Origin of the sequence: Cellulomonas biazotea, from assembly GCF_004306155.1 — a bacterium.
Lineage (GTDB): Bacteria > Actinomycetota > Actinomycetes > Actinomycetales > Cellulomonadaceae > Cellulomonas > Cellulomonas biazotea.
The window spans coordinates 1-4,396 of the sequence record NZ_BIMR01000407.1 but is presented as its reverse complement, the minus strand read 5'-3'; the positions used below and the strand labels follow the sequence as shown (position 1 = coordinate 4,396).

The following is a 4,396-nucleotide window of genomic DNA, read 5'->3' as shown; positions in this document are numbered from 1 at the left end:
GCGCGCCTCGAGCAGGGCCGCGTCCAGCGCCGCGCGGTCGTCGGGCACGAGGTGCGCGTCCGTCACGCCCGCGTACCGCGCGAGCGCCCGCGCGACGGCCTCCCCCGGTCGCGCACCGGCGGCCGACGAGCGCACCCGGTTGACCACCACGACGCGGTTCAGGCCGAGGCCCAGGTCCGTGAGCTCGCCGAGCCCGCGCACCAGGCGCTGGATGCCCACCGGATCGGCACCGCCGACGACCACCACGACGTCGGCCGCCTCGAGCGCGCTCAGCGTCGCGCCGTTGCGCTGCGGAGCGCGCGTGTCGAACGTGATCGCCTCGTCCGACTCGAGGCAGAAGCCGCAGTCCACGACCGTCCACCGGGCCAGCGAGCGGGCGAGGGGCCACACCGCGTCGAGCGAGGACGCCGGGAGCTCGGGCCAGCGGTCGGCGCGCGACACGCCCGACAGCACGCGCAGCCCCGGACTGAGGACCGGCGCCAGCCGTGCCAGCGTGTGCAGGTCGAGTGCCCCCTGGCCCGCGGCACGCGCCGCCGCGGCGAGGCCGGGCGCCTCGTCGAGCAGCCCGACGACCTGCGCGACGCAGCCGCCGTACGTGTCGGCGTCCACGAGCAGCGCCGACCCGCCGGTCGCGGCGAGCTCGGCCGCGACGTTGACGGCGACGGTCGTCCGGCCGGGAGCCCCGGTGGGACCCCACACCGCGACGACCGACCCGTCCACCGCGGGCACGCCCGGGGTCGCCTCGGGCTGTCGGGTCCCCGCGGCCGGGACGGGTCGAGCGGGTGCGGTACCCGCGTCGAGCGCCGCCAGGGCGCCCTGCACGAGCTCGCCCGCGCCCTCCTCGTCCCGCGGCGACTCCGCGAGGAGGTCGACTCCGAACGCCTGCAGGCGTTCCGTGAGCCACGGCCGGCCCGGGTCGGCGACGCCGACGACCGTGACTCCTGCCCGGTGCAGCACGTCGACCGACTCGCGGTCGAGCAGGTCCAGCCCGACCGACACGACCGCGATCCGCCCCAGGCCCGCCTCCGCGGCCGCGAGCAGCTCGGTGAGGTCGGCGCAGCGCCGCGTGACGCTCAGCCGGCCGCCGGACCCCTCGACGGCCTGCACGATGATCGACTCCGCGGAGCCCTGGACGGCGCACAGCACCCCGACCGACACGTCAGCCCCCCGTCCCGGGCACGGGCACGACGTCGACGACGCCCGCGCCCGCGAGTGCCCCGAGCACCGTCGGCAGCCGGTCGGACGGGACGAGCACCTGGACGACGCTCGCGCCGCCCACCGCGAACGCCCCCTCGGGCGTCGACACCTCGGCGACCGTCAGGTCGCCCGCGAGCTCGTGCGGCTCGGTGGCCGGTGCCGGCGACCCGCTCGCGCCCTGCGGCGGCTCCGGGACGAACCACAGGTCGACCTGCGCCCCCGTGACGATCCCCCGCGCCGGCGCATGCGTCAGCGGGACCGCGACGGGCCGCACGTCGACGCCCTGGGCGTCGCCCAGGGCGCCCCGCGGGACGATCTCCCCGGCTGCGACGACCCGCTGGACCACGGCCTGCTCCGGCAGGGCCACGTCGGCCCGCAGGTAGCGGTCCAGGTCCACCGTGCCGAGCTGGACGTCGACGACGGCGAGGCCGTCCGCGGCGACCCGGTCGCCCGGCACCAGCGCCTCGCGCGCCACGTACACCGGGACGGTGGCCTGCGCCGCGCGCACGGCCCAGGACCCGAGCGCGACCGACCCCGCGACCATCGCGACGCCGGCGAGCAGCCGGGGGTCGCGCCAGCCCGGTCGCCTCAGCCGTGGCGCCACCGGCGCGGGCAGGTCCAGCACGGTCGTGTCCATGTCTCCCCTGACGTCGTGGGTGCAGCAGGCGCCCATCCCGCCGATCCGGCGGCAGGCGCGGAGGAAGGATTGTGGACAAACCGGTCGGCGCGCCACCGCGTGCCAGACTGCGGGCATGGCCTCGAGGTTCCTCACGCTCGCCGACGTCACCGAGATCCTCAACATCTCGGCGCCGCAGGCCTACGCGCTGGTGCGCTCGGGCGAGCTGCCCGCGATCCAGATCGGCGGCCGTGGGATCTGGCGGGTCGAGGCGGCCGAGCTCGAGAGCTACATCCAGCGCATGTACGAGCAGACCCGGGCCCGCGCGACGGCGGAGTCGTCGGAGACCTCGGCCTGACGCCCCGGCAGGGCCCGGCCCTGCCGTCACCGAGGAAGGCGATCCTCGGCGCCTCGCCGGCCCGACAGCCGCGTGTCCCCCGACGGGCGGTGCGCGGGGCGCAGACGGTGGGTCAGCCCGCGACCCGTCAGCCGCGTGCCCCCGACGGAGGGCGCGGAGGGCGGGTCACCCCGTGCGGACGGTCGTGATCGCCGCGAACGGCACCGCCCAGACCGGGCGTCGCCCGGGGGCACCGTCGAGCCCGCCCACGTCGACGTGGTCAGCCCCGACACCGTCCAGGCGGCCGACCACCTCGTCCCCCGCCACGCCCACCCGCACGACCGCGCGGTCACGGGCGAGCGCGCGCAGCGCGTGACCGAGCCCCAGGCGCCGCTCGACCGCACCCGCCGCCGGCGCCGCGTGCGCCCCCAGACCCCCCACGGCGACGACCGCACCCACCGGCACCAGCGCACGCTGCGCACCGCCGAGGTCCAGCAGCACCCACTCGTGGGCCACGTCGACCAGCGTGCCGCGCAGGGGCTCGCCGGCGGCCAGACGCAGCGCGACCGCTGAGCCCTGCGCGGCACGGAGCCGGTCGACGAGGCCGACGGTCGCGCGCTCGGCCCGCGTGAGCTCGGCGACGTCCGCCCGCAGTGCCGCGGTCCGGGCGGCGGCGAGCTGCGCCTCCATGTCGTCGAAGAGGGCTTCCCAGCGCACGCGGTCACGGTAGCGGCCGGCGGTGGTGCCACCGTCGCCGCCTCCCGGATCGCGGACCGGGCTGGACGCCACAGCCCCGCATCCACTACACCTACGTGCACCAGTCGTCATCAAACGACATCAAACGCGCTTCACAGGGAGCAAACGGATGCAGCAGCAGCGAACGTCATCACGGTCACCGCACCGGCGCGAGCGGGGCGTCGCCGTCCTGGGGCTCGCGAGCGGCGCCGTCGTCGCCGGTGCGCTCGCCGGACTGCTCGCCGTACGCGTCCGTGACCTGGCGGGCCCGGGCGGCGGCGCGTGGCGCATCGAGTCGGCCGTCGAGCTCGCGGTCGCCGGCGTCGGCTCGCTCGTCGCCGCGTGGCTCGCGCTCTCCGCTGCCGTCGCGCTGGGCTGCGTGCTGGCGCGGCTCGTGGGCTCGTCCTGGCGTCTCGGCGAGCAGGCCGTGCAGCGGTTCGCCCCCACGCTCGTCCGCCGCGTGCTCGTCCTGGGCATCGGCGCCGGTCTGGGCCTGGCGGGGGCGACCACGGCCGGTGCCGCCACGACGCCCGCCCCCGCCCCCGTCGAGACGACCGTCGCGGCCGTCGCGACCACCCCGCCGACCGACCTCGGCTGGTCGCCCACCGCCGCCACCACCGTGACGTCCGCGGCGACGCCGTGGGCCTCGGGCACGACGGTCGACCCGGCGGCGACCCCGTCGGCTCCGACCGGCGGTACCGCGTCCTCGAGCCCTTCGGCGGACACCCTGCCGGCCCCGGGAGCGGTCGAGCCGTCCACGGCGACCGGAGGCGCTCCCACTGGCCCGACCGACAGCGCGACCCCCGCCGGCGTCGGTGAGCCCGCGGCATCGACCGCGGCGGCCCCGGTGCCGCACCCGACGGTCCCTGCGGGCACCAGCACGCCGTCGGAGACGACTCACGGCCCCGTGTCGTCCGGGACGGGCTCGACGGGAGCCACAGCCGCGAACGTCGCGGTGTCCGACACGGCCGGAACCGTCGACGCCCGGGGAGCCGTCGGTGGTGCGACGGCCACGCACGCCGCGGACGCCCCCACGACGACGACCGCAGCGCCCGTCGCCGCGCCGGCCACCACGGTCGTGGTGCAGGCCGGCGACACGCTCTGGGCGATCGCCGCGCGCCACCTGCCCCCCGACGCCTCGGACGCCGCGATCGCCCGCGAGTGGCCCCGGTGGCACGCGCTCAACGCGGACGTCGTCGGCGCCGACCCCGACCGCCTTCTCCCCGGCCAGGTGCTCACCGTGCCGGCGACGACCGGGACGGACGCCCGATGAGCGCGCTGACGGTCGACGACGTCGTGACCCCCGCGGAGCGCGTGTTCGCGCGCGCCGGCCACGGTCCGCTCGCGACGACCGCGCACACCGCGTCGTACGCCGCTCGCGGCCCCGTGGCCGACGACGCACGGGACCCCGAGCCGCCCGTCGCACCCGGCGTCCGCGCACCCGGGACCACCCGGAGCGCCGGGCCGCGCGCCCGGCTCGTCCGCGCCGCGGAGCCCGCCCGGGTCGAGCG

The 4,396-nt window shown here is 78.2% G+C and carries 6 protein-coding genes; 3 read left to right on the top strand and 3 right to left on the bottom strand.

The genetic code is table 11. The features are described 5' to 3' along the window. A partial coding sequence (locus CBZ_RS19450; protein ID WP_130783094.1) for a CpaE/TadZ family protein occupies positions 1–1,158 on the bottom strand: 1,158 nt, incomplete at its 3' end. 1 nt (position 1,159) lies between these two features. Beyond that, positions 1,160–1,834, bottom strand: a complete 675-nt coding sequence (locus tag CBZ_RS19445; RefSeq protein WP_130783093.1) for a hypothetical protein — start codon at positions 1,832–1,834, stop codon at positions 1,160–1,162. A gap of 115 nt (positions 1,835–1,949) precedes the next feature. Between CBZ_RS19445 and CBZ_RS19440 the strand changes: the two genes are divergently transcribed. Then, positions 1,950–2,171 (top strand): helix-turn-helix domain-containing protein, encoded by a 222-nt coding sequence (locus CBZ_RS19440; RefSeq protein ID WP_130783092.1) that lies wholly within the window; start codon positions 1,950–1,952, stop codon positions 2,169–2,171. Positions 2,172–2,336: 165 nt separating this feature from the next. Here CBZ_RS19440 and CBZ_RS19435 read toward each other — a convergent pair whose 3' ends face one another. Beyond that, complete coding sequence (locus CBZ_RS19435) at positions 2,337–2,867, bottom strand: hypothetical protein (RefSeq protein ID WP_130783091.1); 531 nt, start codon at positions 2,865–2,867, stop codon at positions 2,337–2,339. Between the two features lie 148 nt (positions 2,868–3,015). Here CBZ_RS19435 and CBZ_RS19430 point away from each other — a divergent pair, with 148 nt between their 5' ends. Together CBZ_RS19430 and CBZ_RS19425 are read left to right on the top strand one after the other, a co-directional pair. Beyond that, positions 3,016–4,158, top strand: coding sequence for a LysM peptidoglycan-binding domain-containing protein (locus CBZ_RS19430; RefSeq protein WP_130783090.1), 1,143 nt, complete (start codon positions 3,016–3,018; stop codon positions 4,156–4,158). Then, on the top strand, positions 4,155–4,396 hold a 242-nt coding region (locus tag CBZ_RS19425), incomplete at its 3' end, for a hypothetical protein (RefSeq protein ID WP_218022826.1). The genes CBZ_RS19430 and CBZ_RS19425, both read left to right, overlap by 4 nt.

What these genes read in the sequence shown, in the direction of transcription:
- CBZ_RS19440 (WP_130783092.1), top strand. Translation starts at nt 1,950, where the DNA reads ATGGCCTCGAGGTTCCTCACGCTCGCCGACGTCACCGAGATCCTCAAC.
- CBZ_RS19430 (WP_130783090.1), top strand. Translation starts at nt 3,016, where the DNA reads ATGCAGCAGCAGCGAACGTCATCACGGTCACCGCACCGGCGCGAGCGG.
- CBZ_RS19445 (WP_130783093.1), bottom strand. Translation starts at nt 1,834, where the DNA reads ATGGACACGACCGTGCTGGACCTGCCCGCGCCGGTGGCGCCACGGCTG.